This window comes from Mesorhizobium sp. WSM2240 (assembly GCF_040438645.1).
In the GTDB taxonomy this organism is placed as follows: Bacteria; Pseudomonadota; Alphaproteobacteria; order Rhizobiales; family Rhizobiaceae; genus Allomesorhizobium.
Genome location: NZ_CP159253.1, coordinates 307,055 through 333,066, shown reverse-complemented (window position 1 = coordinate 333,066; position 26,012 = coordinate 307,055). Strand labels below are relative to the sequence as shown.

At 61.0% G+C, this 26,012-nt stretch carries 21 protein-coding genes; 12 read left to right on the top strand and 9 right to left on the bottom strand.

Translation table 11 applies throughout. The annotated features are described in order from the left end of the window. The first annotated feature begins 6 nt into the window (after positions 1 to 6). From ABVK50_RS01605 to ABVK50_RS01590, 4 genes are all read left to right on the top strand, one after another. Entirely contained in the window at positions 7 to 480 is a 474-nt protein-coding gene (locus ABVK50_RS01605; RefSeq protein ID WP_353643104.1) for a DoxX family protein, read from the top strand. Positions 481 to 513: 33 nt separating this feature from the next. After that, on the top strand, positions 514 to 1,815 hold the full coding sequence (locus ABVK50_RS01600; protein ID WP_353646051.1) for an NAD(P)/FAD-dependent oxidoreductase: 1,302 nt from the start codon (positions 514 to 516) through the stop codon (positions 1,813 to 1,815). A gap of 34 nt (positions 1,816 to 1,849) precedes the next feature. Then, a complete protein-coding gene (locus ABVK50_RS01595) occupies positions 1,850 to 3,694 on the top strand; it encodes an adenylate/guanylate cyclase domain-containing protein (protein WP_353643105.1) in 1,845 nt (614 codons plus the stop codon). Positions 3,695 to 3,771: 77 nt separating this feature from the next. Next, entirely contained in the window at positions 3,772 to 4,164 is a 393-nt protein-coding gene (locus ABVK50_RS01590) for a DUF3307 domain-containing protein (protein WP_353643106.1), read from the top strand. A gap of 1,256 nt (positions 4,165 to 5,420) precedes the next feature. Here the strand turns inward: ABVK50_RS01590 and ABVK50_RS01585 are convergent. The 5 genes from ABVK50_RS01585 to ABVK50_RS01565 all read right to left on the bottom strand — a co-directional run bounded on the left by ABVK50_RS01585 (position 5,421) and on the right by ABVK50_RS01565 (position 9,597). Then, positions 5,421 to 6,053: a tyrosine-type recombinase/integrase gene (locus ABVK50_RS01585; RefSeq protein WP_353643107.1), complete on the bottom strand. Its 633-nt coding sequence runs from the start codon at positions 6,051 to 6,053 to the stop codon at positions 5,421 to 5,423. Between the two features lie 517 nt (positions 6,054 to 6,570). Beyond that, the gene (locus ABVK50_RS01580; protein WP_353643108.1) at positions 6,571 to 6,777 is read right to left on the bottom strand and encodes a hypothetical protein; all 207 of its coding nucleotides are present in this window, start codon (positions 6,775 to 6,777) and stop codon (positions 6,571 to 6,573) included. An 84-nt stretch (positions 6,778 to 6,861) separates the two neighbouring features. Then, a complete protein-coding gene (locus ABVK50_RS01575; protein ID WP_353643109.1) occupies positions 6,862 to 7,131 on the bottom strand; it encodes a hypothetical protein in 270 nt (89 codons plus the stop codon). A gap of 65 nt (positions 7,132 to 7,196) precedes the next feature. Further along, positions 7,197 to 8,192: a DUF2950 family protein gene (locus tag ABVK50_RS01570; RefSeq protein WP_353643110.1), complete on the bottom strand. Its 996-nt coding sequence runs from the start codon at positions 8,190 to 8,192 to the stop codon at positions 7,197 to 7,199. Positions 8,193 to 8,214: 22 nt separating this feature from the next. Continuing rightward, positions 8,215 to 9,597: a DUF3300 domain-containing protein gene (locus tag ABVK50_RS01565; protein ID WP_353643111.1), complete on the bottom strand. Its 1,383-nt coding sequence runs from the start codon at positions 9,595 to 9,597 to the stop codon at positions 8,215 to 8,217. Positions 9,598 to 10,151: 554 nt separating this feature from the next. Here ABVK50_RS01565 and ABVK50_RS01560 point away from each other — a divergent pair. Continuing rightward, on the top strand, positions 10,152 to 10,961 hold the full coding sequence (locus ABVK50_RS01560) for a hypothetical protein (protein ID WP_353643112.1): 810 nt from the start codon (positions 10,152 to 10,154) through the stop codon (positions 10,959 to 10,961). An 89-nt stretch (positions 10,962 to 11,050) separates the two neighbouring features. On the opposite strand, the gene ABVK50_RS01555 is transcribed toward ABVK50_RS01560, so the two are convergent. The 4 genes from ABVK50_RS01555 to ABVK50_RS01540 all read right to left on the bottom strand — a co-directional run bounded on the left by ABVK50_RS01555 (position 11,051) and on the right by ABVK50_RS01540 (position 17,347). Continuing rightward, complete coding sequence (locus ABVK50_RS01555) at positions 11,051 to 13,195, bottom strand: mechanosensitive ion channel family protein (protein WP_353643113.1); 2,145 nt, start codon at positions 13,193 to 13,195, stop codon at positions 11,051 to 11,053. A 531-nt stretch (positions 13,196 to 13,726) separates the two neighbouring features. Then, positions 13,727 to 14,116, bottom strand: coding sequence for a response regulator (locus ABVK50_RS01550; protein ID WP_353646994.1), 390 nt, complete (start codon positions 14,114 to 14,116; stop codon positions 13,727 to 13,729). Positions 14,117 to 14,187: 71 nt separating this feature from the next. Then, positions 14,188 to 14,922 carry a response regulator gene (locus ABVK50_RS01545; protein ID WP_353643115.1) on the bottom strand — a complete coding sequence of 245 codons (735 nt, stop codon included), beginning with the start codon at positions 14,920 to 14,922 and terminating at the stop codon, positions 14,188 to 14,190. Further along, complete coding sequence (locus ABVK50_RS01540; protein ID WP_353643116.1) at positions 14,804 to 17,347, bottom strand: PAS domain S-box protein; 2,544 nt, start codon at positions 17,345 to 17,347, stop codon at positions 14,804 to 14,806. Before ABVK50_RS01540 ends, ABVK50_RS01545 begins: the two co-directional genes overlap by 119 nt. 494 nt (positions 17,348 to 17,841) lie before the next feature. Here ABVK50_RS01540 and ABVK50_RS01535 point away from each other — a divergent pair, with 494 nt between their 5' ends. From ABVK50_RS01535 to ABVK50_RS01505, 7 genes are all read left to right on the top strand, one after another. Continuing rightward, entirely contained in the window at positions 17,842 to 17,970 is a 129-nt protein-coding gene (locus ABVK50_RS01535; protein ID WP_353646993.1) for a hypothetical protein, read from the top strand. A 117-nt stretch (positions 17,971 to 18,087) separates the two neighbouring features. Continuing rightward, on the top strand, positions 18,088 to 20,418 hold the full coding sequence (locus ABVK50_RS01530) for an arylsulfatase (RefSeq protein ID WP_353643117.1): 2,331 nt from the start codon (positions 18,088 to 18,090) through the stop codon (positions 20,416 to 20,418). Positions 20,419 to 20,513: 95 nt separating this feature from the next. Continuing rightward, entirely contained in the window at positions 20,514 to 22,880 is a 2,367-nt protein-coding gene (locus ABVK50_RS01525; RefSeq protein WP_353643118.1) for an arylsulfatase, read from the top strand. A 30-nt stretch (positions 22,881 to 22,910) separates the two neighbouring features. Further along, the gene (locus ABVK50_RS01520) at positions 22,911 to 23,807 is read left to right on the top strand and encodes a bile acid:sodium symporter (protein ID WP_353643119.1); all 897 of its coding nucleotides are present in this window, start codon (positions 22,911 to 22,913) and stop codon (positions 23,805 to 23,807) included. A gap of 50 nt (positions 23,808 to 23,857) precedes the next feature. Then, positions 23,858 to 24,769, top strand: a complete 912-nt coding sequence (locus tag ABVK50_RS01515; protein WP_353643120.1) for a formylglycine-generating enzyme family protein — start codon at positions 23,858 to 23,860, stop codon at positions 24,767 to 24,769. Position 24,770: 1 nt separating this feature from the next. Further along, a complete protein-coding gene (locus tag ABVK50_RS01510; protein ID WP_353643121.1) occupies positions 24,771 to 25,157 on the top strand; it encodes a DUF1622 domain-containing protein in 387 nt (128 codons plus the stop codon). A 7-nt stretch (positions 25,158 to 25,164) separates the two neighbouring features. Continuing rightward, positions 25,165 to 25,971, top strand: coding sequence for a transporter (locus ABVK50_RS01505; RefSeq protein WP_353643122.1), 807 nt, complete (start codon positions 25,165 to 25,167; stop codon positions 25,969 to 25,971). Positions 25,972 to 26,012 lie beyond the last annotated feature (41 nt).

Genomic DNA, 26,012 nt, shown 5'->3' with positions numbered 1-26,012 from the left:
AATCGCATGACTATGACGCAAGACATGCCCGCAAGCGGCAGCCGCAGCCTTATCGCTACCTACCGCAACGCGCTTAACCTGGCGGGCCGCCTGCCGTTCTCGCTCGTTCAGCTGGCCGGCCGCGTCGCGGTCGCTGTCGTGTTCTGGCAATCGGCACAGACCAAGCTCGCCTCCTGGCCGGTGACGCTGCAGCTTTTCGCTTTCGAATACAATCTGCCGCTGATCAGCCCGGCAATCGCCGCGCCGCTCGCGACCGCCGCCGAAATCGCCGGCGCCGCTCTGCTGTTCTTCGGCCTGTTCGCGCGCATCGGTGCGCTGATGCTTCTCGGCGTTGTCGCCGTGATCCAGGTCTTCGTCTTCCCGGGGCACTGGGCCGAGCATCTCATGTGGGCCTCGCTGCTTCTTCTGGTGTTCGCGCGCGGCGCAGGCGTTGTATCGTTGGATCACCTGGCTGCCAGTTACTTCCGTCGCGGAGCGTGACCGATGCTGCGCCAATCCGCCGGCGAGGTCGTCATGACGGTCGCTGAACTGGACGAGCCGCAAACCGGCGCGGGCGCTGAACCGGCGCTGCGGCCGCGGGTCGTTATTCTTGGCGGCGGCTTCGGCGGCCTCAACGCGGCGCTTGGGCTGCGCAACGCTCCCGTCGACGTCACCATCGTCGACCGCCGGAACTATCATCTGTTTCAGCCGCTGCTCTATCAGGTCGCGACCGCCGGCCTTTCGCCGGCCCAGATAGCCATGCCCATCCGGCGCATCGTCGCCGGCCAGAAGAATGCGACCGTTCTGATGGAGAAGGTGGAAGGCGTCGACACTGCGACGCAGACCGTTCTGACCGCCAACAGGCGCTTGCCATACGATTATCTGGTCATAGCCACTGGCGCGCGACATGCCTATTTCGGCCATGATGACTGGGAAGAGACTGCTCCCGGCCTCAAGACGATCGCCGACGCCACCGAAATCCGCGCCCGCATCCTGACCGCGTTCGAAAAGGCCGAAGTCACCGAAGATCCGGAGCTTCGCCAAAAGCTTCTGACCTTCGTAGTGGTCGGCGGCGGGCCGACCGGCGTCGAACTCGCCGGCGCCATCGTCGAACTTGCACGCAAGGCAATCGTGAACGACTTTCGCAAGATCGATTCCTCCACTGCCCGGGTCGTGCTCGTCGAAGCCGACGCGCGGCTGCTCACCGCGTTTCCGGAGAATCTCTCCGATTCCGCTAGGCGCCAGCTCGAAAAGCTGGGAGCAGAGGTCAGGCTCGGCGCCGCCGTCACAGAATGCGACGAACATGGCGTGACCCTTTCCAACGGACAGCGGATCAGCTCCGCATGCGTCCTCTGGGCCGCGGGCGTCATGGCGTCGCGCGCAGCGAAATGGCTTGGCGTCCCGTCCGACCGTGCCGGCCGCGTCGTCGTCGACGATCATTTGCACGTGCCCGGCCGCGAAGGCGTTTATGTCATCGGCGATACCGCATCCGTAAAGGGAGGGGATGGCCGCCCTGTGCCGGGCGTGGCGCCGGCCGCCAAGCAGATGGGCCGCTATGTGGCCGGCCTGATCAAGGCGCGGCTTGCCGGAAGCGAGGTGCCACCGTTCCGCTATGCAGATTACGGCAATCTCGCCACCATCGGGCGCAAGGCCGCGGTGGCCGATCTCGGCCGCTTCCGGTTCGGCGGCTTCCTCGCCTGGCTGCTTTGGAGCTTCGCGCATCTGTGGTTCCTTGTCGGATTCCGCAACCGCATCGTCGTGTTTCTCGACTGGGCCTGGGCCTATGCAACATTCGACCGCAGCGCGCGCCTCATTACCGAACGCCGCGACCGCTAGCCCGCACCTGCCGCGCATCGCGCTGGGGCGGGCCATGACGGCCCTGCTTCTGGTCGCGGTCATTTCCACCGCTGCGTCGGTGCATCTCATCTGGGAGCACACGGCGACGCGCAACGTGGAAAAGATCGTCGCCAGCCTCGACGCGCAGAGCGCCGACACCGTGCGCGGCGAACTGACATCCACGCTCGCCATCGTGGCGGGGACGGCCGAGATTATCCGCTCGATCCTTTTTCAGGGAACGATCAAGGCCGACGACGAAGTAAAGCGCGAATTCCTGTTCCTGTCGCTGATGCGCGAGCAGCCGGCGATCGGCTGGATCGGCTTCGGTTTTCCCGACGGGCGGTTTTTCGGCTCGCACGCTGCAGCCGGCGGCAAGATCGAGATGGTGGAGATCGGGGCCGGAACGCCGGGCATGCCGCGGCCCCTGCGGCGCGACATCTACCACCCGATACCCGGCGACGTGATGTTCGAGGAGCGCATCCACAGCGAGACGGCCTATGTCGCGCTTGGAGCGCCCTGGTATCGCCGGGCGATGGCGGCGGCGGAACCGGTCTGGAGTGTGATCGACGTTCTGCCCGACGGTTTCGAACCCTCGGTCGTCGTGTCCAAACGGGTCGAACTCTACGGCCGGTATCAGGGCGTCGTCATGGTGGCCGTCAGCTTCTCCAATCTGTCGAAAACGCTGCGCGGCCTGCAGATATCCGGCCACGGCCGCGCTTTCATGTTGGGCGGCGACGACAAGGTCCTGGCGGCATCGGGCGCACCGGACAGCCTCATGCCGGCGCATCTCGCCGACTTTCCGCGCGACGACGCGCTGGCGGCCGCGGCGAGCGCGGCGATTGCCCGGACCAGCGGCAAGGAGTTCCGCACGCTGGCCGATGGCGGCGAAGTCGGCCCGGTCTATGTCTCATCCTTCGCGCTTCCCTTCGAGCAGTGGCGGCTCCTCACGGCTATCCCGCGTTCGGCGTTCGCCGGAGAGATCGACCGCAACACGCGTCGCGTGCTGCTCGTCGTTGTCGGCCTGGTCGTGCTGGCGGCGGCGGCGGCGGTGCTGTTTTCGAACCTGCTGTTCGCGCGGCCGATAGGTGCGCTTGCCGCCCAGCTCCGCGAAATCGAGCGGTTCTCGCTCGATCAGGTCCGCCACGTCCCGACATTCCTTGCCGAACTCAACGATTTCTCCGAAGCGCTGAAGCGCATGGCCGCCGGCCTGTCCGCCTTCGCCAAATACATGCCGCTCGATGTCGTCAGGCCGCTCGTCGCCGGCGGATTGAAACCCGCGCCCGGCGGCAAGCTGGTGGAGGTCACCGTCATGTTCGCCGATCTGCCGGGCTTCACCGAGCTCACCGAGCGGCTCGGGCCGGACGTCCAGCCGCATCTCACCAACTTTCTGACGCTTGCTGTCGAGGCCATTCATTCGGAGGGCGGCACCGTAGACAAATTCATCGGCGATGCAGTCATGGCGATCTGGAATGCGCCGGCGCCGGTGCCCGATCATGCTCGTCGGGCATGCCGCGCGGCGTTAGCGATCCGGGCGGCAATGCATGCGCTTCCTGCCGTCTCGCCGGATCACCGCGACATAAGGGTGCGGATCGGCATCAACAGCGGGATCGCGCTCGTCGGAAATGTCGGATCGGTTGAAAGGCTGAGCTACACGGCCATCGGCGACACAGTCAATCTCGCCAGCCGCCTTGTAGGGGTCGCCAAGGAACACGGCGCTGAAATTGTGCTCAGCGACATGACCGTCGCACAGGCGGGCGAAGGATTGCCCTTGCGGCCGCTCGGCGTTGCCAACGTTCGCGGCAAGGCGGTCCCGGTCCTGGTGCACACGCTGGAGTTCCATTCCGATGGAGTCGGAATGGAACCCGGAGTTACCGACTAGCTGCAGCCTATTCCGACAGCCTTGGGACTTTCGGAGCATGCTCCAGCAATCGAACAACGCGGCCATGGAGGATGGTCATGCAGATGATGACTTTGACGCTCGCAATGCTTCTATGCTTCCAGCTCAAGCATTTCGTCGCCGACTATCTGCTTCAGCCGGGCTGGATGCTGCGCGGCAAGGGCGATCTGCGCTGCGCCGGCGGCTATGCCCATGCGGGCCTACATGCTTTGGGTTCGCTGCCGGCCTTCCTCATTGCCGGACAGGAGCCCGCTGTGATCGTGCTCCTGTCCGCCGCAGAATTCGCGGTCCACTACGCGACCGACTACACCAAGGCCGGGTTATCGGCGCGGAGCCATGCGGGTCCCAACACGCGCGCATACTGGGCACTTCATGGCGCCGATCAATTCGTGCATCAATTGACCTACGTAGGTCTGATCTTCTTTGCGGTTGCCTTGCCGCGGGGATTTTGATGTAGCGCCGCTCGAGACAAGTGAACGGCCGCTTCGGGAAATGGCAGCGGATGTCGGCAAGTGTGCGAGGATGACCTCGCCGATCGCGAGATCCACGGCGAACCTTCTGCTCACGGGGCCCCGAGGCACAATTCTCAGCACCTTGCGCTCGCTTGAGCGCGTCACCCATGCGGCTCGCGCATTGTATCGATCGTCATACGGCATTTCATCGGTCAGAGATCGTCAGGCAAGCTCCGAACATGTGACCTCACGCGGTGAATAGAACTGGAACGAAGTGTGTCGGACGGGGATCGGTGTCATGGGATCATGGGCTCTCATTGCTAAGCTGGTATCAGCCTTTCGCGAATTCGTTGCTCCGCAGTACCGGCCCGAACTGTACTACATGCGTGGCCCTGGGCCGGCCTGCGCGCGTCGCGTGAAATCGCTCGATCGCCTGCTGCATGACGCTTGAGACCATCAGCCAGATGAGTGATGACCATCTCATCAGCCTGTCGGCCGTGACATGCTGATCTTGCCGGTCCTTGTCGGGGGAGCGCGGCGACCGCGCCGTCGGTTACACCACGCCAGGGGCTACGGTTACTGATGAGGGCTGTAATGACAGTTTCCTTGGTTGTGGAGATCACAATTGAGTGCGTTGCCCGCAGGTTTGGTAGGCTCTTGGCGAATGCTTTCATGGAGATACGAAGTACTGGAAACGGGTGAGATTTTTAACGCACTCGGTGAGCATCCGCAGGGCTACATATGCCGCCACGATATTCGCAGCGGCGGCGAGAAGCAAAGGTGGTATGGAAGGCCGCCAGAGCGCGAATGCGGGCAGCACAAGGCCAACGCCGACGCATGATCGGCTGCCTCGCAGTTTTGCATCATTCCGACTGCGACTGCACCACGTCGATCAGATACCTCGTGCAGTGAGCACAGACAGCTGGGCCGAGCACATCCACGACTGCTCTGGGTCGACTCAAGCGGTCGGACGAACGGCGGCTTTGGAGATGCGCCGGGAATGGCAGGAAATGGCGTAACCACGATCTCCAGCGTGATCGCCGGCAAGGTCCGCTTTCAAGAAGCTGCGAAGCCGATCTCTACGGCTGAGATGGGGGCGCGTTGCGGTCGACGTGCGGCGGCCATCTGAATGGCCGCTTTCCCAGCTGCGCCGGCCAGAAGCGGTCGGGCAGGAATCCACCCAGGACAGACCGAACCGCAAAGTATCTTGGGAGCCGAAGCGGTCATCCGCGATGCATCGGGTGACCGCTTCAATGTCAGATTTCAGTCCGCTCAGCTAAGAGCAGCGCATCCTCGACATCGACACCAAGATACCGAACGGTGTTTTCGATCTTGGAGTGGCCGAGCAGGATCTGAACAGCGCGGAGGTTTCCCGTCGCCTTGTAGATCATTGATGCTTTCGTGCGACGAAGTGAGTGAGTGCCATATACCTCCGGACGCAGGCCAAACGCGATCACCCATTCGTCAACCAAGCGGGCGTACTGCCTCGTGCTGATGTGGTGGGCGTGATCGACCCGGCTGGGGAATGCATAGTTGTCGACCGTGCCGCCTCGCCGTTCGAGCCAGGCTAAAAGGCTGGCTCTCACGTCGCTGGTGATCTCGAACTGGACCGGACGACCCGTCTTTTGCTGAACTACGATCGCACGGGTTCTGATTTCCGGCCCGGCGACCAGTTGCCGAATCCTGATCTTGACCAGGTCGCAGCCGCGAAGCTTGCTGTCGATCGCAAGGTCGAACAATGCACGGTCACGAATGCGTCGCTCTCGATCGAGGAAGAAGCGAACGGCCCAGATTTGCTTTTGTGTGAGCGGCCGCTTCGTTCCCACCTTCTTTCCAGCGTTCCAGGCGCCGCGTTCTCGGCTAGCGTCATCGAAATTTGAATGGCCCATATGAGTTCTCCTCGGCCTTGATTGGCCGCAGGAGAAACGGCGCAGGGCACTACCGCTCGGGGGGCCGGAAGCGGCCTGGCAGCTTCGGGCCTCCGATCTTCAATAGCGGACCTTCAGGTCGGTGCGAGTATCGTCGTGACGTGACCCCGAATCCGGAAATTGCCGCGCCGGATTTTCCTTCCCGAAATCGGACATCCGGGCGCAACCGACACTCATGACCCGAACCGGTCATACGCAAGTGCCACTGGCTCTCGAAAAGCTGGCCTTCAACGGAATTTGGTGCACCCGACCCTGAGGTGCCGTTGCCCATAACCGCAGGTTGAGGAGATCGGCGGCGGCCTGCGGGTCTCACGGTCGAAAATCGAATTTCGAATCCGGCCACGACAAGAGGTATCGCTAAAGGATCGCAAAGCATTGTCTCTGCCCGAGATGATTTTAGCCGCGGTGTCAGAAATGCAGGACGCCGCTGCACGGCAAGCGGACAGGCGAGAGGTCAATCTGGCAAGCCGCTCGACACTCAAATCCTGAAACCGAATCCGTCCTGCGAGTCGGCGATTTCATCGAAATGCAGCTTGAGCGGCAGGAAGTCATCCGTTGCCGCCGTATGAAAGACCGTGTGGTCGTCTCCTTTGTAAATGATGAATGCGGCCGACCATACACCTATGAGAAAGCCGCTGGTGGCGCGAAGCTCGATGCAGTGGCCGACCAGATCGCGCGTGTCCAAGCCCGCCTCATCCTTGCTGGCTGCCAGTTCGAGGCAGATCAGGCCATTCCGGTAGAAACGCCAGCTCAGCTTGTGCAGGGTACATTAGTCGACCTGCTGCGCCGGCCAGTCGAACTGCGCCCAGCGCAGCGGCTTGCCCTCGTGGTCGCACTCCCCCTGTTCGCCGGTTGCGGATTGGCTTCGCACCTGGGTCTTGACCGGCAGGGTCGCCTGCTGCCTGGCAAGCGGAATCCACGTCTCGCCCGAACCGCCGGTCAGCAGGGCGTTAACTGCAGAAATTTTGTCCTTCGCTCCCTTGGAAACCGGCAGCTTGCCCAAAAGAGGCCTTGCAAGAAAGGACGCCAGTTGGATCATGAGTTGCACCGGCTCATCGGGAGGTTCTGCACGGTCTGCATCCGATAAGGGGGCGTCGGCTCTCCTCAGTCGGCGGCAACGCTCCAGCTCTCGTCGGGATTAAAGCGATCTATGTATCTGACGATGGCCTCGGTCGCGGGGCCTAGATCGGCTTCATAGATGATGCCGTGCTGGTTGACAGCGAAAGTGTGCACGCCGGTCTCGGCATATTTGACTGGCCAGGCGATCAGTGCGAAGCCGCCGATCATGTTGCCGTTGATGACGTAGTCGTAGGCGCCGCCTGCGATCCGGTCGCCCTGGCCGGCCAGGATCTTGAAGCGGTAGCCAAAATAGCCGTCGCCCTGCGCGGCGTCGTCCAGCTCAGCCTGGCTGAGGTCGCCCGCCGGACTTTCGCCGTTGACGTCATCAGTCGGCCAGTAGAGCCCGTCGGCCGTGCCTTCGGTGCTGATCAGCTTCTGCGCGAATTCCTCGACCCCGTCACCATCGCGGTCCTGTCCGGCATAGTCCTTCTGCGCCTCGACATAAGCGCGCATGGCGGCGATAGCCTCCAGTTCGTTCTCGCCGACGCGCCGGTTGACGATCTCCTCAAGGCCTGCCCGCGTGTCGAAGGCCCATTTGCCGTCTTCCTCGCCTTTCAGGAGCGGAAACGGGAACGGCCACAGCTTGTCGCCGATCTGCAACGCCTTGCCGTTCTCGATGTCGGCGACAACCAGTTGCCTGGCCGCGCCCTCGCGTATCTGCTCAAAGGTGTCCATAACACCTTCCGCGCCCTTAAGTCTGGCGGCATCGAGGCCGAGCAACTTTGCCAAACCGTCGAAGTCGTTGTCGGCCAAGGCTTTCTTGAAGGCATCAATCGCTGGAGCCGGATCGTCGAACAGCGGAGGCTCGTCCTCGGACTCGAAGGCGAAGATGCCGATGTCTTCGGCCCCTGTTTCCGCATCTGCCGCCGCTTGGGCCGGTTGTTCCTGGGCGGCCGATGGTGCAGGCGGCCCTGCCGCAAGTCCCGCCACCAGAGCGGCTGTCGGGAGCGTACGCAGCATCTTGTGAAGGATCGTGCCCATCGTTTTGCTCCTCTCCCCGCGTTCAACGCCTGCGGCCGCCGCCGCGACGTCCGCCGCCATGATGCAAATGTCGTTCGCCGCCCCCGACGTGATGGACAGCTCTTCCGCCACCGCGGTGACCGCCCCCCATGGCCTTGTGGCCACGGTTTGAATGCACCTTCGATATCTTGCCGCGATCGACATGACCCAGCCCCGAGTGCTGCTTCGGCCTGCGATCGACCTTGTGAGCCATCTTCGGCTTGCCGGCATGGCGATGGGCGGTGGCTGGCCGCTGGACGTTCGGCCGCGAGGCCTCGCGCCGGTCCCTGCCCGGGCGTGCTGCCGGCCTCTGGCGGTCCGGACGGGCCGCCCTTGCCCGATCGCCGCCGGGCCTGTTCTGCAGGCCTTCCAACGTGCTCTTGCGTATGTCGTGAGCCTTGGCGGTCCTGTTGGAGATGGTACGGTCGCGGTTGATCTGCTTCGCCCTGTCGCGGATGGAATTGGTGCGGTTGGCTTCGAGCTTGTTCTTGATGTCGGTGCGATCGAACTTGGCGAACTGGTCGCGGTCGATGTTGAGCTTCGAGCGGTCGACATTCTTCCAGTCGACGTCGTCGAAATTGATCTTGCCGTCGAAATCGCGATCGTTGAAGCAGTCGTTGCAGTCGATATCGATGTCGCTGCCGTCCCAGTGGCCGCCCCACACGTCCCAGTCGTCCCAGTCGACCGCCGCCGCCCATATCGCGCCGGTCACCGCTGCGGCAAAGAACGGGGCGGTCGGGTACCAGTAAGTCGGGTAAGGGTCGGGGTAGTAGGCAATCGGCGCCGCAACGTAGTTCGGCTCGTAGAGCATCCTCGGCTCGTAGCGCGGCACATAGACTGTCTCCGGACTAGCCGGCTGGATGATGATGTTGCCGCCCGAGTTCTCCACCTTGACCTTGTCGTCGGTCTTGATGATTCCTTTGGCCACCGCCTCCTCACGCAGCTGCTGGATGGCGATGAGAACATCCTTCTGCTGGTATGCGAGCGCGTCGGCGAGCGCCTGCGTCCAGTCGAGGTCGTCGCTCATCATCTTGACGATCTCGGGATAGTTGAGCAGCGAGATGACGCTGCCGTCCCAGCTCTCCTTCGGCTGCAGGCTATTATCCTTGGCGTGGTCGTCGAGAAACCGCGCCGCCTCGACGATCTGCAGCGGGTAGAGCGAGGCGCTCGATATCAGCGCGACCAGCTCGTCCGGATAGAGCGCGATGCGCGCCACCAACACTTCCAGTTCGTCGGCGCTCAGCGGTTCGGGCGCCTGCGCAGCCGGCGCGCCGGGGTCGGCCGCCGCCGTCTGCTCCTGAGCGAAAACGCTATGATTGAGAGGTCCCGCCAACGTCATGGCCAGGGCGACTGCTGCAGCCAAGGGCAGTGAAGTCCAACTTGCCATGATGATCCTCCGCTTCGGCTTGTAGGCGTCTCACGACCAGTTCGAAGAGGATGGCAGCCAAGGGTAGGCGGGGAAAGTTGGACCTTGGGGCAACACAAGCCGGAAATGAAAGCCATTGCGAGACTTGTCGTTGTGAAAATTGGCAATTGCCTATCCGGTTGGATTGCCCCTTGGTCCAACTTCCCTAGCGTCGGCTTACGTCGGATAGTTAGGCCCATTCCCTATCACCGGAGGGGAGGAAAACACGCTGCCGCACCGGGGAAAGACGCAAACTATCGAGACATCTGAAGGTGCCGAGGCGTCGGAATGCATGACGCAGGGCAATCTTTGCGCTCAAGATGGAATCGGCACATGACCGGGAGAACGAAACCTGGTCAGCACCGATCAATTTCAAGGCAGCAAGCTGGTGACCATGACAAGCAGCCGATCAATCTGCAGGTCGGCCTGCGCCACGGGCCGAAAGTCCGGAAGGCGGACCGGAAGCCTTCGGCCGTTCCTCCATCAGCTTCCTGTTTCCAAAGAAATAAGACACATTGCGCAATGGAGAAGCAATAATGACCCGCAGTCTGATTACCCTTCTCACCGCCCTGGCATGGACTTCGGCGGCATCCGCTGCTGATGTCGCGCTTGATCTACCACAGGAGGCGCCGCCGCCCCAGGCGAAGGAATGGACATTCAGCATCGCCCCCTATCTTTGGGCAGCCGGTCTGAACGGCGACGTTGGCCTGTTTGGACGCCAGCCGGTGGACGTCGATATGAGCTTCAGCGACGTTTTCAGCAATCTGCGTTTCGGCGGCATGGTGGTGAGCGAACTGCACAACGGAACCTGGGGTTTGTTCGGCGATCTTATCTACGTGTCGACCGAGGCTGATCAATCCATTACCCGAACCGTCCTCGGCGCACCTGCCACACTGTCCGCAAGAGTGGAGACACAGAGCCTCACGGCCACTGTGATGGGCGAATATCGGGCCTTCGCCAGAGAATATGCCACTGTCGACCTGATGGCCGGCGCGCGTATTTGGAGCGTTGACAACGAGATATCGGCGGCGCTGGCGGCTGGCGGACCGGAGATTGCTGCCTTTAGCGGCAGCGACGGTGCGACGTGGGTCGATCCGATGATCGGGGCCAAGGCGCGCATCAACACCAATTCGCCCTGGTATTTCACGGCGTGGGGAATGATCGGCGGTTTCGGCGCCAGTGCGGATCTGGAATGGGATGTTCTCGGTGGCGTCGGATATCAATGGAATGACCGCATTGCGACCGTAGGAGGCTATCGCGCGCTCGGAGTCGATTATCAAGATGACGGCTTCGTCTACGACATTGTCCAGCATGGGTGGTTTTTCGGGGCGGTCATGCGGTTTTGACAATCGTATGCCCTAACGAATTCCGGGGGCCCGGACCGATTCGGCATTGCCGCCCAGACGCGACAACTTTATCGAACTCTCCGCCCAAATTACGCTACGTCCTTTCGGCCTGCACCGCCTTCGGCAGCCTTCTTGCGCATCATCGCGGTCGTGGTGGCGGCAGCGGCCGCCTGCTTCTCGTCACCTCCCACCTGAACCGTGGGCTGGGCGAACTCGATACCATTCTCTATGAACGCCTGCCGGATCATCGTGTAAGCGCGACGCCGCACCACCGACTGGTGCCCGGGCTTGGCCATGAAGGCGAAGCTCAGCTGGATGCCGAAATCGCCGATCTCCTCGACACCCTTCATCTTCACGGTTTCCAGTATTTCCGGGGCCAGTTCCGGGTCGGCTTTCAGTTCCGCGCCGATGCCTTTCACCAACTTCTTGACCTGCTGGATATCGGTATCGAACGGCACGCGGATCATGAACTTGTCGATCACCCAGTCCCGGCTCATGTTCTGCACCGCGCCCAAGGAGCCGAACGGCACAGTGAACACCGGACCGCGATGATGGCGCAGCTTGACCGAGCGCAGGCTGAACGATTCGACGGTTCCCTTGTAGCTGCCGCTCTGGATGTATTCGCCCACGCGGAACGCATCGTCCAGCATGTAGAACACGCCGCTGATCACGTCCTTGACCAGGGTCTGCGAGCCAAAGCCGATCGCCACGCCGAATATGCCGGCGCCGGCGATCAGCGGAGCTATCTGCACGCCCAATCCCGAAAGGACCATGAGGATCGCCACTGCCGCGATAAAGACGCCGAGCATGTTGCGGAAAATCGGCAGCAATGTCCGCAAGCGGCCCCGGCGCGCCGCCTCAGCCGGGCTGACTGAGCCATCCACGGTCGCCGTTTCGAGCTTCCGGCCGATATAGGCTTTCGCCAGTTGCCAGACGAGATCGGCGACGAGCAGGATGATCACACCCTGCAGCAGGCCGCGCAGTATCTCGGTCAAGACCGTGTTTCCTTCCGCTATTGCGCCCGGGTTCAGGCGCCAGATCATACCAAGCCACAGCACCGCAAGCAGGATGACCAGCGCACGCGCACCGCGGACGATAATCACGGTCCGAACAGAATTCGCCGAGATGGCTTCGTCTGGCCGCCCAGCGAACGCCTCTGCCGCTTGACCGGCTATCGTCAAGGCTGTTGGCAGCAGCAGGGCGTAGATTCCGAGCCACAAGACACCGTTGAGGCCGGCGGCCCAGAGCCCCCAGAGAATGACCAAGTAAATGGTAAGAAGCCATTCCTTTGCGCTTGTGCGCTGCCTAGCCGCGCGGCCTGGGCGGCGCCAGACCATCTCGACGGCGAGGGCCAGAAGCCCGATACCCAGCAGATAGGCGACCAAGCGCCTTCCGTCCGGCGAAAACCCCAGCGTCGGAAGCAGGCTGACCGTCGCCCAGCCGGCCATCAGATAGCTGGCGAAGATCGCCACTCGCCGGTACCAGAAATTGGCTTCCGCGTCGCTCGCCTGAATGAGCCGACGCGGCTTTGCCGGTCCTGTTAAAACATGCTCACCATCTGGGGCTAGCAAAATCCTGCTCATGGCCATCACCAGTCGTACGATGATGAAGGCAACCAGATAGGTCAGGATGACCAGCCGCAGCACGTCGGGCCATTCGAACGCCAGGAAGACCCCGGCGCTGACGAGGGAGAACACTGCGAGCGGGGCCAACTCCGAAAGGGATTTGTCGACACGGCTGCTTTCAGGTGACAAGCCCGTAGTGGCTGCCTGTCCGCGGCCGGCCAGATGCGCTCCGTTTATCGCCCGCCTGAACAGCCATTCCGCGCCGAAACCGAGAGCCAGCACGGCGGCAAACAGAACAAATATCGTGGCAAATCCCCGATTGTTGATTTCGACTCTCACAATCTGGGCGGCTTCCGCAATCTCGCCAGGAATGTGCGAAACCGCGTTGCGCATAGCACCGATATGATTGCGGATTCTTTGCTCCCAGCCGGCGATCTGCACCGCCGCTGGTGGGTCGGACGGCAGCGCTTCCCCCGCCAGCCACGCCCGAACCTCGGGATCGTCGAGCAATTCGATGAGCTGTTGCGCTTTCTCGGGCGGCGCCACTTCCGCCGACGGGTGGGTGGTCTGCGCGGCTGAGGGATTGCAAATGGCGACAAGACCGATGAAGGACAGCACCGCTAGGAGAAACCACGATCTCAAACCGGACGTTGTTGCAGGCCTGTTCACCGGACGAACTCCTGTCATCCTACCTAGCCAGTACACATTGTTCGTAACCGGCCTGATTATTCAAAAATGGCCGGCCCCGAGTTTTCAGCCAGTCGCCGACGATTTCTGAAATATGGACCAATCCTTCAAGTCTCAGATTCGGATTCCTTTGGGATGGGCAGGCCCGTCCGTCCAAGGCGGCGGGGACGCGTGAGGCGGAGCGTCGCGGAGAGGAAGAGTTGTGTCGAACCTGATCGCCATTCGCTCCAGCGCCGCCGTTGCTTCGGCGATCCTGTAGCCGGACAGATGACGGGGCCAGTTGGACCTTGGTCCATGCGAAGAAGTGAGTTGATAATCGTGTTCCGTACGCCGCAGCCATCATCGCTCACGCGCGGATTGAACGATGTACATTGCCGCTCAAGCCAAAACGGGCAGCGACGCATCGATCCGCACCCGCGCAAGCGTTGTGGCGGTTTCGAGCGGGAGCAACAGCCCCGTCACGATCTCTGCTAGGCGGTCAACCGGCTCGCATCGACGTGAGCGGATGCGCAACTATTTTGATGATCTCGGTGTGCTGTAAACCGCGGTGTTGATGGTCTCGAGCAGGAGCTCGTCGTCGAGCGGCTTCGACAGACAGACTGCTGCCCCCGCTTCCAGCGACTGCCTGATCGCCTTCGGCTCGTCGTGCCCCGTAATAATGATGATTGGCAGCTCGATTCCCGCTTCAGTAAGCGCCTCCTGAACTTCGAGACCCGTCATGCTAGGCATATGCAGGTCGAGCATCAGGCAATCCGGGACCCTATCCGACAGCGAGTCGAGGAACTCGGCTCCGGTGGCAAACGTGGCGGCTTCGAAGTCGAGTGCGGCCAGCAGACGCGCGAGCGCCCTTCGGATGGAGGCGTCGTCGTCGACGACGGCTATGCGCAAAGTGGGGTTTGCCATGATCCAGAACTAGGCGCTGAATATTTATCGCAGTCCCACAAACGGAATCGTAGTTGCCCCTTGGTCCAACATTAATCGACTTTTTCCGCGGAATAACGTCCGGGCAGTCGATCGAGCCCTAGACGCTCTGCGATCCGAACGAGTTCGGCCAGCGACCCCGCTCCCATTTTTTCCATCACGTGGGCCCTATGCACTTTGACCGTTTTTTCGACGATGCCAAGATCGCCAGCGATCTGCTTGTTGAGCCGACCCGACACCACATGGGCAAAGACCTGGCATTCGCGTAAAGTGAGGCCGGCGTAGCGCCGCTGGAGGGGCTCGAGCTCGGCCTGGTCCTCCCGTGCCGCTGCATCCTCCTCAATCGCGACGGCGATTGCCGACAGCAGAGCCTCCTCATCGACGGGCTTCATCAGAAAATCCACCGCTCCGGCCTTCATCGCTTGCACGCTCGTCGGGACATCCCCATACCCGGTGAGAAAAATTATTGGTCGATGTGACCCTTGCTCGACCATCCTCTCCTGCAATTCGAGGCCGTTCAAACCTGGCATCGCGATGTCGATTATCGCGCAGCCGGGTTGCTGTGCGTCGTGCGTGTCGAGAAACGCCGCCGGCGATGAGAATGGTCGAGCTTCGAGCCCGTTCGCCGCGATAAGCCGCGTCAAGGCCCGCAGTATGGCCGCGTCATCGTCAACGACGAAGACTACCGGAGCGTCGATCGGCAATGCTTTCTCCCACTGTTCCCGGAATCGCGAAACCGAGGGTTGCGCCCCGATCCGGATTGTTTTGCGCCCATATGAGACCGCCATGCGAAGTGATGATGGACCGGCATATCGATAGTCCCAGGCCAAGGCCGCTCTTCTTCGTCGTTACGAACGGCTCGAAAATCCGTTCCAGCGTCGAAGGCTCTATGCCCGTGCCGTGGTCCGACACCCTCGCCTCGACGAGACCGTTGCCATTGCTGGACGTCGTGATCTTCAAGCGCCGTGCAGCCGCCTCAAGACTGAACATGGCCTCGCAGCCATTGAGGATCAGGTTGAGGAGCACTTGCTGGAGTTGGACGCGGTCCCCCAGGATGCTCGGCAACGAAGGCGCGAAATCGGTTTGCACGGCGACACGCCGCGCGACCAGTTCCGGGTTTGCAAACTGAAGCACATCCGTGACGATTTCATTGATGTCGTGGGGCGCCGACTGCTGATCCCCTCTTTTCAGGAGCGCCCTCAGGCGCTTGATGACGGCCCCGGCACGGTTGTCGTCGGCGACGATGTCATCCAGAATTTCCGTCAGGTTGCCGAGGTCCAGTGCATGCCCGCTTATCATACGCCTCGCGGCCTGCGCGTCGCTGAGAATGGCGGCCAACGGCTGGTTCAACTCGTGTGCCAGCGCACCCGAAAGCTCGCCGAGGACAGCCACACGAGTGAGATGCATCACCTCCTCGCGACGTTGCTGTGCCTCGCTCTCGGCATTCTTAAGTTCGGTGACGTCGCGCCCGATACCCTGGATCTCGACGGTCTTTCCGGTCGAATCGAAAATTGCACGGTCGACCCATTGCTGCCAGCCAACGCTGCCGTCCGGGCGCAGCACTTCGTGCTCGTACGTTTCGATGGGCGCCTTGCTCCCAATGGACTCGACATACCGGAGCGCAGCGAGCCGCGCCGACTCCGGAACAAATTCGATGAACCTATTGCCAATGAGTTCTTCACGGCTCTTCCCGAAATAGCGGCAATAGGTATCGTTGACGAATGTCAACGTGGTGTCGGGCAGATACCGGCAGATGAGCTCGGTCTGCGTCTCCACGACATTTCGATATCTCTCCTCGCTTTCCCGCAGCTTCTCCACAATCCGCTTGCGCTCGGTCAAGTCGGTCAAGACGCCTGTCATGCGCAACGCTTTGCCGCGGGCGTCGAACGTTGAGCGGCCAGTGACTCCGATCCACCGGATCTCGCCATCCGGCAAGGTGATGCGGAACTCGGACTCGTACATTTTGTCAGTCGATCTGAGCTTCTCGATCGTTTTCCGAAGCCCTTTTCGATCCTCTCGAGAGACCACGTCAAGCAAAGAGCTCATCGAAAGAGCCGTATCCGGCGCAATACCGAGCAGTGCTCGGCAAAGATCGGTGACCCAGAGGCGGTCTCGCACGAGGTCCCATTGCCAGAGGCCAAGATTGGCTGACTGGGCAGCAAGTGCAATGCGCTCCTCACCTTCACGCAAACTTCCCTCCGCTCGGCGCCGGCGGTGCCGCTCGATCAACAAGGCGGTGATCAGCATGGACTGAAGCGCGAAAACAATCACCGCCGCCAGCACCAGTTCGCGATACTGCTCCCACAACGACGGCGGCCGATATCGGATTTCCGCGTCTGCCGGTAGATTTGCCTGGTCAAGGCCCCAGCGCTGCAGTTGCCGCCAGTCGATCCTGTACGAGTGCCCGGCATTTGGATCGATGGTCATCTCGGCCGGATTTTCGCCTTCAAGGATCCGGCGCGCGATGCTGCCCGCTTGGACGCCCACTGCTTCGAACGTGTCCATATAGCCGCCGACGATGCCTAGGCCGAGATAGGTATCGTAAACGCTGTAGACAGGCGCGCCGGCTGCCTGGGACAGGCGCGCAGCGACATCGCGCGGGATGAAACGGCGTCCCGACCCGTCCTGGTAGACGGTCAGATAGAGAACAATGGAATCTGTCGGCAATTGTGCCACCGTAGTGAGCAGGTCATCCATCGCCAGCCCAGACAGGTAGCGCAATTTCAGCCTGCTCGCGAAGGTTCCAAGTTCTGCTTTGGCTGTCGCCTCCCACGCTTTGTCGAACTCGGCGGCGCCAGTGACGACAACCAGTTCCTTCGCTTCCGCTTGAAGAGCTAATGCCAGTTCCACCGTCGCCGCCAGGTCAAACCGGCTTTCGATACCGACGTAGTTCGGCGGTGGCGGATTGTCGTGGATACGCTCTTTGCGGACTCCCGAATAGACAACCGGGACACTGGGAAAGATCTCGTCGCCGTACTCGCGCATGAATTCCAGCGCCTGCGGACCAAGAGCCATAACGACCTTGATCGGCTTGTCCGCGTACTTCTCGCCGATGAACCGGCGCATGTTCTCCAGATGCTCTATCCCAGAGAATCTTTCGGAATCGAGATACTCGTTATAGAGGCCCACATCCGCTGGAAGTGCTGTGAGAATACCTTTCGTGATCTCTATGCCGGCGGGAAGAGCGCTGTGGCTCGACGACAGGACGAGCACGCTCTTGGTCGCTTGCTGTGCGAGTGCATTTGACTGAACCCCCGTTGTCCCGGGGGGAGCAGTAGGGCTGAGAAAACGCATACGATCGCCGTGGCCACAACCACTATTGGGAGAATCGTGCCGAATCCTTGCAGCCGCATGCAAGCATAGCCGTGTCATCCCTCCGCCAATCGTCATTCTTACATTGGCGATTGAGAAGAGCAACCCGAACAACTCACCCCGTGATTGTACCGACGTCTCGTTTTCCGCTTGCGGAAGTGCCGGCAAAATCAAACGTGACCACCCACTAAGTTTGATTAGACCCGATCAGGCAGCCGATTTGTCACGTCGTGCCAAACACGGTCGGCTCTTTCCGGTTCCCTTGCACAGCAAACAAGTCGCACGGCATCAGCTTTGTCGGACGCACCGTCAAACTTGCCCTTTGGTCCAACTAGCGCCGCCGCGATGTTTCGCGAGAATCACGACGGCGATTTGCTCGTGGGAGGCTCGGTCCTATGTCTGCCAGGCTGCTCCGGTCGGTGGCGGCCAATAATGCCACCAATGCGGCCAGGCTCGATAACGGCCACCCCTTCTTCTCGATCAAATCGAAGGACGACATCAGACGAACAGCGACGGATCGGTGACGATCCATTCGAGGTCGAGCGCCGAGGGGAAGGAAACAGCAGGATCGCGATCGCTTCGGCAAAGTCCGGCGTCTCTTACGTCCCTAAATGAACAGCGGCGAACAACGGAGCTAAATCATGTCGAAGAAACCATTCAAAGGCGTTATCAAGCTCGACGTCAGAGATTCCAAGCCGGACTGGGAACCGTACCTCCCGCCTCGTGCACCTAAGGGAGCCCCAAATGTCCTGATTATCCTTTACGACGACACCGGCCAGGCGGCCTGGGCGCCCTACGGTGGCGCAATCAACATGCCGACCCTGGAGAAGCTTGCCGAAAACGGCCTGACCTATTCGCAGTGGCATACGACGGCGTTGTGCTCGCCCACGCGTTCCACTTTTCTAACCGGGCGCAATCACCACCTCAATGGCATGTCGTGCATCACCGAAGGAGCTCAGGGGTTTCCGGGGTGGAGTGGGCGCACACCCGCGGAATGCGCAACGATCGGTCAGGTGCTGCAGGAGTCTGGCTGGAGCACCTACTGGCTCGGGAAGCAACACAACGTCCCTGAACAGGACATCTGCGCGGGCGGGAATCGTTCCGAATGGCCGCTGCAAAAGGGTTTCGATCGCTATTACGGCTTCATCGGCGGCGAGACGAACCAGTGGTATCCGGACCTAGTCGACGACAACAAGTTCATCGACCAGCCCTATGGCCCGGAGGACGGCTATCACCTGTCGAAGGATCTCGTCGACCAGGCGCTGCAGATGATCCGGGATCAGAAGGCCAGCAATCCGTCCAAACCCTGGTTCATGTGGCTGTGCCCTGGCGCCAACCACGCGCCGCACCATGCGCCGAAGGAGTATATAGACAAATACAAAGGCAAGTTCGACGACGGCTACGAGGCGTATCGCGAGTGGGTCCTGCCGCGCATGATTGAGAAGGGCCTTCTTCCAAAGGATACCAAGCTTACCCCAATCAATCCTGTTCCTGATAATGTCTCCAACCCCGGCGACGCCGTCAGGCCCTGGGACTCCCTGAGCGCGGACGAGAAGAGACTGTTCGCCCGCATGGCCGAAGTCTATGCCGGATTCTCCGAATATACCGACGTGCAGATCGGCAGGCTCATCGACTATCTGGAGCAGAGTGGACAGCTCGAAAACACGATCGTGTTCTACTGCTCCGACAACGGCGCTTCGGGCGAGGGCAGCCCGAACGGTTCGGTCAACGAAAACAAGTTCTTCAACAACTATCCCGACGAGCTGTCGGAGAACATGAAGTATCTCGAGGTGCTCGGCGGTCCCGAGACATACAACCACTATCCGACCGGCTGGGCCGTCGCCTTCTCCACGCCCTACCAGATGTTCAAGCGGTATTCCGAATATGCCGGCGGCACTTGTTGCCCGCTGGTCATTTCGTGGCCCAAGGGCATCAAGGCCAAGGGCGAAGTACGGAACCAGTACCACCACTGCACCGACATCGTTCCGACGATCCTCGACGTTTGCGGCGTGGAGATGCCGAAGACCTATCGCGGCGTCGAGCAATACCCGCTATCCGGTGTGTCGATGCGCTATACCTTCGACGCCACGCCCGACGCCAAGACGAAGAAGAAGCGCCAGTACTACGCGATGCTGGGTACGCGCGGAATGTGGGAGAACGGCTGGAAGGCGGCTGCCCTGCATGCCCCGCTGACGAGCAAGGGCAACTTCGACAAAGACAAATGGGAACTCTACCATGTCGATAAGGATCGCTCCGAAGCGACGAACGTTGCAGACAAGCACCCAGACAAGCTCGAAGCCCTGATCAAGGCGTGGTTCGAGGAAGCCGAGACCAACAAGGTGCTTCCGCTCGACGATCGCAGCGCCGCCGAACTGCTTGGTGTGGAACGCCCCAGCGAGGAAGCGCCAAGGAATCGCTACATCTACTACCCAGGCACGTCCCCGGTGCCGGAAGGCGTCGCGGTCAATGTGCGCGGGCGGTCCTACAAGATCCTGGCCGACGTCGAGATCACCGATCCCAAGTGCGAAGGCGTCATATTTGCCCACGGCTCGCGCTTTGGTGGACACTCGCTGTTCATCAAGGACAAGAAGCTGCACTACGTTTACAACTTCCTCGGCATCAAGCCCGAGCAGACCTTCGTCTCGAAAGACCTCAAGCCCGGCAAGTACACACTCGGCATGGAATTCATCCGGGAAAAGACGGGCAAGTACGGCGAGTCTCACGGAAAGACGACCCTTTACGTGAACGACGAGGTCGTTGCGCAAGGCGACATGAAGACCCAGCTGGGCAAGTTCACGCTCTCCGGCGACGGTCTTTGCATCGGCCGCGATAGCGGTGACGCGGTGAGCGAAGGCTACAAGTCGCCCGGCGAATTCAAGGGCGGCACCATCAAGTTCGTCGGAGTGACGGTCGAGGAGACCCAGTATCTCGACCTCGAGAAACTGGCGGCGGCGGCAATGGCAGTCGACTAGTCACCAGCTTCTGACCACGAGGTCGGCGGAATAACACCGCCGTCCTCCAGCCCCAGTTTCCCGAACGTTGTCGGGACCAGCCTCAGGAGCCGACGATGCCAAAGAAAGAGAACCAGAACTTTCCTGTTCATCTGGATCGCAATCACCTCCCGACGCCGGAGTGGGGCTTTCCCAACGCCAAGATCGGGATGTACGCTACAGAGTCGACGCCTGACTTCCCTCCGACGAAGCAAGCGCCCAAAGGTGCGCCAAACATTCTGCTGGTTCTGCTGGACGACGTCGGGTTCGGATGGGGAAGCGTGACCGGCGGACTGGTCCGCATGCCGACCGCGGAGAGGCTCGCCAAGAGCGGCCTTCTCTACAACCAGTTCCACACGACCGCCCTGTGTTCGCCGACGCGGGCCGCGATGCTGACGGGACGCAATCACCATTCGGTAGCGACCGGCGTCATTCAGGAGATGGCCACCGGCTATCCCGGCTATTGTGGCATCATTCCGAAAGGCTGCGCAACTTTCGCGGAATTGCTCAAGCAGACTGGGTACACGTGTGCATGGTTCGGCAAGAACCATAACGTCCCCGACAATTTGACCAGCCCGGCCGGACCGTTCGACAACTGGCCCACCAACCAAGGGTTTGATTATTTCTACGGCTTCATCTCGGGCGAGACAGACCAGTTCTACCCGTCGCTCCTTCGTAACACCGATTCCGTCGAGCCTCCGAAGAAGCCGGAAGAAGGTTATCAGTTGACGCGCGACCTCGCTGAGGAATGCGTTGGCTGGATACGCAAGCAGAAGGCGATCGCGCCCGATCGCCCCTTCATGGCCTATTTCTCGACCGGTGCGGCCCATGCGCCGCATCAGCCGCCGCTTGACTGGCGCGGCAAGAATGCCGGCCGCTTTGACATGGGCTGGGACAAGTACCGCGAACTGGTCCACACCAACCAGTTGAAGTTGGGCGTCATCCCGAAGGGAAGCAAGCTCACGCCTCGCCCCGAACAGATCCCTTCCTGGGAGAGCCAGCCGGAAGAACATCGCAAGCTGTTCGCGCGCCAGGCCGAGAACTATGCGGACTTTCTCGAGCACGCCGACTACGAGACGGGCCAGATCGTCGATGCGATCGAGGCAATGGGCGAACTCGAAAATACGCTGGTCATCTATATCATCGGAGACAACGGCTCGAGCGGTGAAGGCTCGCTGGTCGGGACGCCCAACGAGATCATGAGCCTGAACGGTCGGCAGCCGACCATGGAGGAATCGATCGGTTTTATGGACCGCTGGGGCATGCCAGGCACGTCCCCGCATTACGCGGTTGGCTGGGCATGGGCTGGTGACACGCCCTTCCAGTGGACGAAACAGGTCGCCTCGCATTTCGGAGGGACGCGCAACTGCATGATCGTCTCCTGGCCGAAAGTCATAAAAGACCAAGGCAAGGTGCGCTCGCAGTTCCACCACTGCATCGACGTCATGCCGACCCTTATGGAGGTCGTCGGCATTGCCGAACCCCGCGAGGTCAACGGCTACATTCAGCGCCCGATCGAAGGCATCAGCTTCGCCTATACCTTCGATGCGAAGAACGCGAAGGCGCCCAGCACGCGCACGCATCAATACTTCGAAATGCTGGGCAACCGCGCGATGTACGCCGACGGCTGGATCGCCTCCTGTCGCCACGGTCGATTGCCGTGGGAAACGTCCGGATCGTTCAGTTTCGATGAGGACAAGTGGGAGTTATACAACATCGAGAATGATTTCAGCCAGGCGGTCGATCTGGCTGACAAAGAGCCGGCACGGCTAAGGCTGCTGCAGGATATGTTTATGGCCGAGGCGGCAAAGTACAATGTCCTGCCGTTGGACGACCGCTTCGCCGAGCGGCTCGATACCACGCTACGGCCCAGCTACTTCGCCGGACGCGACAAAGTGACATTCTATCCGGGCCTTACCCGCCTGCCGGAAGGCAGCGGACCGAAGCTTGTAGGCGTCCCATTCACGCTGACCGTTCCAGTCGATATCCCCAAAGGTGGAGCGGAAGGGGTGATCTTCGCGCTTGGAGGCGATGCGGCGGGCTGGTCGCTGTTCCTCTGGGAAGGCAAGGTTCGCTTCCACTACAACTTCTTCGCTATCCGCCGCTACGACGTGACCTCGCCGGAGGTGCTGAAGCCGGGCAAGCACACGATCAGCATCGCGTTCACGCCGGTATCACCGAAGCCGGGTTCGCCGGCGGACGTCGTCCTTTCGATAGACGGGAAGGCGGTCGCCAAAGGCCACATTGACGAACAGGTGCCGCAACGCTGTGGAACCGAAACCATGGACGTCGGAATGGATTGTGTCTCGCCCGTCTGTCACGACTACGGCGAGAAAGGCCTGTTTCCCTTCACCGGCGTTATCGAGCGCGTGACGTTCGAGTTCGGCAAGCATAAGCAGCCCACGGGAATGGAACGGCTGGAAATGGCGACAAAGATGGACTGACGCATCGCGAATCGCAGAACGAGCAGGACAATGACAGTCCAACAGCTGATCACACTTGGGGTCACAGTCAGCCTCTTTGCGCTGGTCTTCTCGCTGGGGCTGAAGGCGACGGTAGACGATCTGTTCTATCTGATCAGGCGACCGGGCAAACTTGTCCGTTCGGTCCTGTCCATGAACATCATCATGCTCGTGTTCGCTGTGGCGGTTGCGCTGATCTTTCCACTTGCCGTTGAGGTCAAGATCGCGCTCGTTGCCCTGGCGGTTTCGCCGGTGCCTCCAATTCTTCCAGGCAAGCAAACCAAGGCCGGCGGCACGGAATCGTTCGCCATCAGCCTTCTGGTCGTCGCGTCAGTCGTGGCAATCGCACTAGTTCCGCTGTCGATCGAGATCGTGGGACGGGTGTTTCGCGCGGAGTATCACATGCCGGCGTCGCGCGTGGTGCCCGCCGTTGCCGTGACTGTAATCGTACCCCTTCTCCTCGGGGTCGCCTTTCGCCGGTTCCTTCCTTCAACCGCGGAGCGCATTGCCCAGCCGATTTCGCATTTCGCGGTGATACTCCTGCTTGTTGCCTGCATTCCGGTCGTCGTCACCAGCGGGATGACGTTCTGGACACAGGTAGGCAACGGCGTGATTGTCTTCCTCATCCTGTTCACGGCTTTGGGCCTATTCGTCGGTCACATTCTAGGTGGGCCCGAATCCGACGATAGAACCGTCCTCGCCCTGGCGACAGGCACCCGGCATCCTGGCGTTGCCATGGCGATCGCGAGTCTGAACTTTCCCGACCAGAAGGCGGCATTGGCAGTCATGCTGTGGCATCTGATCATCGGAGCGATTGTATCGATTCCCTATGTCCGGTGGCAGAGGGCGCAGCATGAAAAAGCCACCGCCGTCGAACCGAACCAGCGCACCCATGCAGGTGGTAAATGAACGCCAGAACTCATCCGAACGCTTCCGGTGTCGCCCTTTCGGGAAGGGACATGATTTGGATACCCGGCGGCCAGTTCCAGATGGGCTCCGACAGTCACTATCCGGAAGAGGCACCGGCGCATCGTGTAAAAGTGGACGGCTTCTGGATCGACAAGTTCGCGGTAACCAACAGGGATTTCGAAAAGTTCGTATCGGACACAGGGTATGTAACGCTGGCCGAGAGACCGGCCAATCCGGAGGACTATCCAGACGCCTTGCCCGAGTTGCTCGCGCCATCATCGACAGTATTCCGGAAGCCCACGGGTCCGGTCGACATGCGCAATCCTTACTCCTGGTGGGCATACGTTCCTGGTGCGAACTGGCGCCATCCCAGGGGTCCGGCAAGTTCGATCGCAAAGCTGAGGGACCACCCTGTAGTCCACATCGCCTATCAGGACGCCGAAGCTTACGCTCAGTGGGCCGGAATGCATTTGCCAACTGAGGCGGAGTGGGAATTTGCCGCCCGCGGCGGGCTGGAAGGCGCAGAATTTGCCTGGGGCGACGACCTCACGCCCGATGGCGTCCATATGGCCAATACCTGGCAGGGCGAATTTCCGTATCGCAACACACTGGATGACGGCTTCGAATACACCGCGTCCGTCGGCTCATTTCCGGCCAACGGCTATGGCCTCCACGACATGATCGGCAATGTCTGGGAGTGGACCACCGATTGGTACCAGGAACACGGGAAGATCGACAGCCCGTGTTGCACCATATCGAACCCTCGTGGCGCCGATCGCGAGGCAAGTCAGGATCCGCGCGATCCGGCGAGAATCCCCCGCAAGGTCACCAAGGGCGGTTCACACCTGTGCGCCCCAAACTACTGCCAGCGATATCGTCCTGCGGCGCGAATGGCGCAACCGATCGACACATCGGTGTCGCATCTCGGTTTTCGTCTCATCGCGCGCCCGAAGGTCGATTGATATGGACGTCCTTCGGGAAATTTTCGCCCGGCTCACCGAGGTCTCGATACTTCTGATCGACTTCATGGCTCTACTGATCGTCGTCTACGGGACGTTGGAGGCTTTTTGGGGGGCCGTTAGGGCTGCCTTTGTTCATCGGCGGCCCGTGTATCACCAGATCTGGCTGCGCTACGCGCGCTGGCTTGTCGCTGGTCTGACGTTTCAGCTCGCCGCCGATATCATCGAGTCGGCACTTGCACCAACCTGGGAGGACATCGGGCGCCTGGCGGCCATCGCCGTGATTCGTACCTTCCTCAACTATTTCCTTGGCCGCGACGTGGTCGAGGTGACCGAGGAGGAACAGACGGAAGAAGCAGGCCTCGAGCCGATCGAAACGAGGAAAGGATAAGACGATAATGGCTAAGCAGCTTTCACTTTTCCTTAGTGGTACTGTAGCAATCGCCGTCGGCGCGCCGGGTCTTGCCCTTTCCGACGACGCCGATCTCGCGAAGCAGCTCAGTAACCCGATCGCTTCGCTGATCAGTGTTCCTTTCCAGTTCAACTATGATTCCGGGTATGGACCCGACGACGGTTATCGCGCGACCCTCAACATACAGCCGGTGATCCCGATCTCGCTCAACGATGACTGGAACCTAATCTCGCGCACGATCCTGCCGATCATCACACAGGAAGACATCGCCGGACCTTCGGGATCACAGTCGGGTCTGGGCGACATCACGCAGAGCTTGTTCTTCTCGCCGAAGGCGCCTGGGCCGGGCGGTGTCATCTGGGGCGCCGGGCCGGTCATTCTGTTGCCGACCGCGACCGACGACCTCCTCGGTGGAGGCAAGTGGGGAGCGGGTCCGACAGCCGTTGCTCTCAAGCAGGACGGGCCATGGACCTTCGGCATGCTTGCCAACCATATCTGGTCCTTTGCGGGTGACGAGGATCGCGGCGAGATCAACGCAACGTTCCTGCAGCCGTTCGTTTCATACACTACCCCCGATGCCTGGACTTTCGGCGTCAATACCGAAACCACCTATAACTGGACGAGCGGCGAGTGGTCGGTGCCGATCAACCTGACCGCCGCGAAGCTTGTGAAGTTCGGCAATCAGCCCGTGAGCTTTACGGTCGGCACGCGCTACTGGGCGGAGAGCCCCGAGAACGGTCCGGAGGGTTGGGGCTTTCGTGGAGTGGTCACGCTGCTTTTCCCGAAGGGCTGAACTGGATCAAGAAAGTGCGACCGGCGGCAACGACAATCCAC